Source organism: Dietzia sp. B19 (assembly GCF_014145155.1).
Taxonomy (GTDB): Bacteria; Actinomycetota; Actinomycetes; order Mycobacteriales; family Mycobacteriaceae; genus Dietzia; species Dietzia natronolimnaea.
In genome coordinates this window covers 1-2,595 of the sequence record NZ_JAALED010000200.1, presented here as the reverse complement: position 1 = coordinate 2,595, position 2,595 = coordinate 1, and the positions used below count along the sequence as shown (strand labels likewise).

At 70.1% G+C, this 2,595-nt stretch carries 3 protein-coding genes; 2 read left to right on the top strand and 1 reads right to left on the bottom strand.

Annotated features, from left to right (window positions below):
- The coding region (locus G6020_RS06765) for a TetR/AcrR family transcriptional regulator (RefSeq protein ID WP_182610096.1) at nucleotides 1-587 on the bottom strand (587 nt) is incomplete at its 3' end.
- Nucleotides 588-749: 162 nt separating this feature from the next.
- Here G6020_RS06765 and G6020_RS06760 point away from each other — a divergent pair.
- Nucleotides 750-1,967, top strand: a complete 1,218-nt coding sequence (locus G6020_RS06760; RefSeq protein WP_182610095.1) for an acetyl-CoA C-acetyltransferase — start codon at nucleotides 750-752, stop codon at nucleotides 1,965-1,967.
- Nucleotides 1,968-2,009: 42 nt separating this feature from the next.
- Nucleotides 2,010-2,595 (top strand): enoyl-CoA hydratase-related protein (locus tag G6020_RS06755; protein WP_182610094.1); only part of this gene is annotated, 586 nt, incomplete at its 3' end.

The window sequence follows — 2,595 nt, the reverse complement described above, 5'->3', positions numbered from 1 at the left end:
GACCTGACGCCCGGGGTGGATCCGGCCAGGTCCGCCGCGATCGACTGCATCAGCGCCACCGCGCCCGCTTCGGTGACCTCGATGCGGTGATGGCCGAGCGAGGCGATGCAGGCGAGGATGGCGCCGGCCGCGCCCCGGGTCCCGGTCCGGGCGACAGCGCCGTGTCCGCGGATCGCGTCGGAGAATCGCTGGCGGATCCGGATGTCGGCCGCCACGACCGCCGCCCGGTCCTCCGGCGTGAGATACCGGATCTGCCAGCGGTACAGCGCGGCGCGGGAGCGGTGGGTCAGTGTCGCCCGGGTGACCGAGTCGACCAGGTGATCGAGGTCATCGGAACCGGACGTGGCGGCGTCGAGTTCCCCGACGAGCGTGGCGACCGCGTCTCGGAACATCGCGTACTTGCCCGGGACGTACCGGTACAGCGCACCGGGGGTTACCGCGAGTCGATCCGCGATGTGCTCCACACGGGTCGCGTGGTATCCGCGTCGAGTGAACTCCTCGGCCGCGGCCAGCGCGATCTCCGCACGTCGGGACCCCGGTGGAGGGGCGTCCGGGAACCTCGTGGGCAGTGGTGGTGACGACGTCATGACCTCTCGGATCTCGTGAGGGCGGATCGGGGTGTGATCTTGACAACAGCGGATACAGTGGCCAGAGTAAACCCGAATTCACAGATATATGTGATCGAATCCATGTGAGTGTCTCGAGTGCGTCGTCGCAGACCGGCTCGGGACGGAAGGGACAACCCACCCATGTCAGTGCCCGAGGCCTACATCTACGACGCGGTGCGCACGCCACGCGGTAAGGGCAAGTCCAGCGGTTCGCTGTACAGCGTCGCCCCGATCGACCTCGCCGTCGGCGTGCTGCGTTCGCTGGTCGAGCGCAACAGCAGTCTCGATCCCGCACAGATCGAGGACGTCGTCATGGGCATCGTCGGTCCGGTCGGTGAGCAGGGCGCGGTGTTGCCCCGCATCGCGGCCCTCGCCGCCGGACTGCCCGAGACGGTGGCCGGGGTGCAGCAGAACCGCTTCTGTGCCTCCGGGCTCGAGGCCGTGAACCTGGCCGCGCAGAAGGTCCGCGCGGGGTGGGAGGACCTCGTCGTCGCCGGTGGCGTGGAGTCGATGTCGCGGGTCCCGATGGGCTCCGACGGCGGCGCCTGGGCGCAGAACCCCCGGGTCAACTACTCCACCTCGTTCGTCCCGCAGGGGATCGGCGCGGACCTCATCGCCACGATCGAGGGCTTCTCCCGCGGGGACGTCGACGAGTTCGCCGCGCGGTCGCAGGAGCTCGCCTCCGCCGCCTGGGACGAGGGCCGCTTCGCGGGCTCGGTCATCCCGGTGGTCGACTCCGCCGGTCTGGTCGTGCTCGACCATGACGAGCACATCCGGCGGGGCACCACCGCCGACGATCTCGCGTCACTCCGGCCGTCGTTCGCGGCGCTCGGTGAGCAGGCCGGTTTCGACGCCGTGGCGCTGCAGAAGTACCACTCGGTGGAGCAGATCGAGCACGTCCACCATGCCGGGAACTCCTCCGGGATCGTCGACGGTGCCACCGCGATGCTCATCGGCAACGCCGAGGCCGGCGAGCGCAACGGCCTCGCGCCGCGCGCCAGGATCGTCTCGGCCGCCGTCATCGGTTCGGAGCCCACGATCATGCTCACCGGCCCCACCCCGGCCGCCCGCAAGGCCCTCGCCAAAGCCGGCCTGACGATCGACGACATCGACCTGTTCGAGGTCAACGAGGCGTTCGCCGCCGTGCCGATGAAATTCGCCAAGGACCTCGGGGTCCCCATGGAGAAGATCAACGTCAACGGCGGCGCGATCGCCATGGGGCACCCCCTCGGCGCGACCGGCGCGATGATCCTCGGCACCGCCCTGGACGAGCTGGAACGCCGCGACGCCCGCTACGCCCTCGCGACCCTGTGCGTGGGTGCCGGCATGGGCATCGCCACCATCATCGAACGCCTGTAGACGACCCGGCCGCCAGCCTTGACAAGGACGAGATAAACCCCAATGAGCAGCGAATTCACCAACACCATCACCTACGAGCGCGACGCCGACGGCGTCGTCGTCCTCACCATGGACGATCCGGGTCAGAGCGCCAACACCATGAACGCCGACTACCTGGCGTCCATGGAGGCGGCCGTCGACAGGCTCGCCTCCGAGGTCGACGAGATCACCGGCGTGATCCTGACCTCCGCCAAGAAGACCTTCTTCGCCGGCGGCGACCTGGCCGACATCCTGTCGATCCCCGCTGACGGGGCGGACCTGGCCGTGGCCACCGTCGAGCGGGCCAAGGCGCCACTGCGGCGACTGGAGACCCTGGGTAAGCCCGTCGTGGCCGCCATCGCGGGTGCCGCGCTCGGCGGCGGTCTCGAGATCGCGCTGGCCACCCACCACCGGATCGTGGTGGACTCGCCCGCGATCCAGCTGGGCCTACCCGAGGTGAGCCTCGGTCTGCTGCCCGGTGGCGGCGGGATCGTCCGCACCGTGCGCATGCTCGGTGTGGCCACGGCCCTGACGGAGGTGCTGCTCGAGGGCAGGCGCCTGCGTCCGGGCAGGGCCCACGAGCTCGGGCTCGTCGACGAGCTGGTGGCCG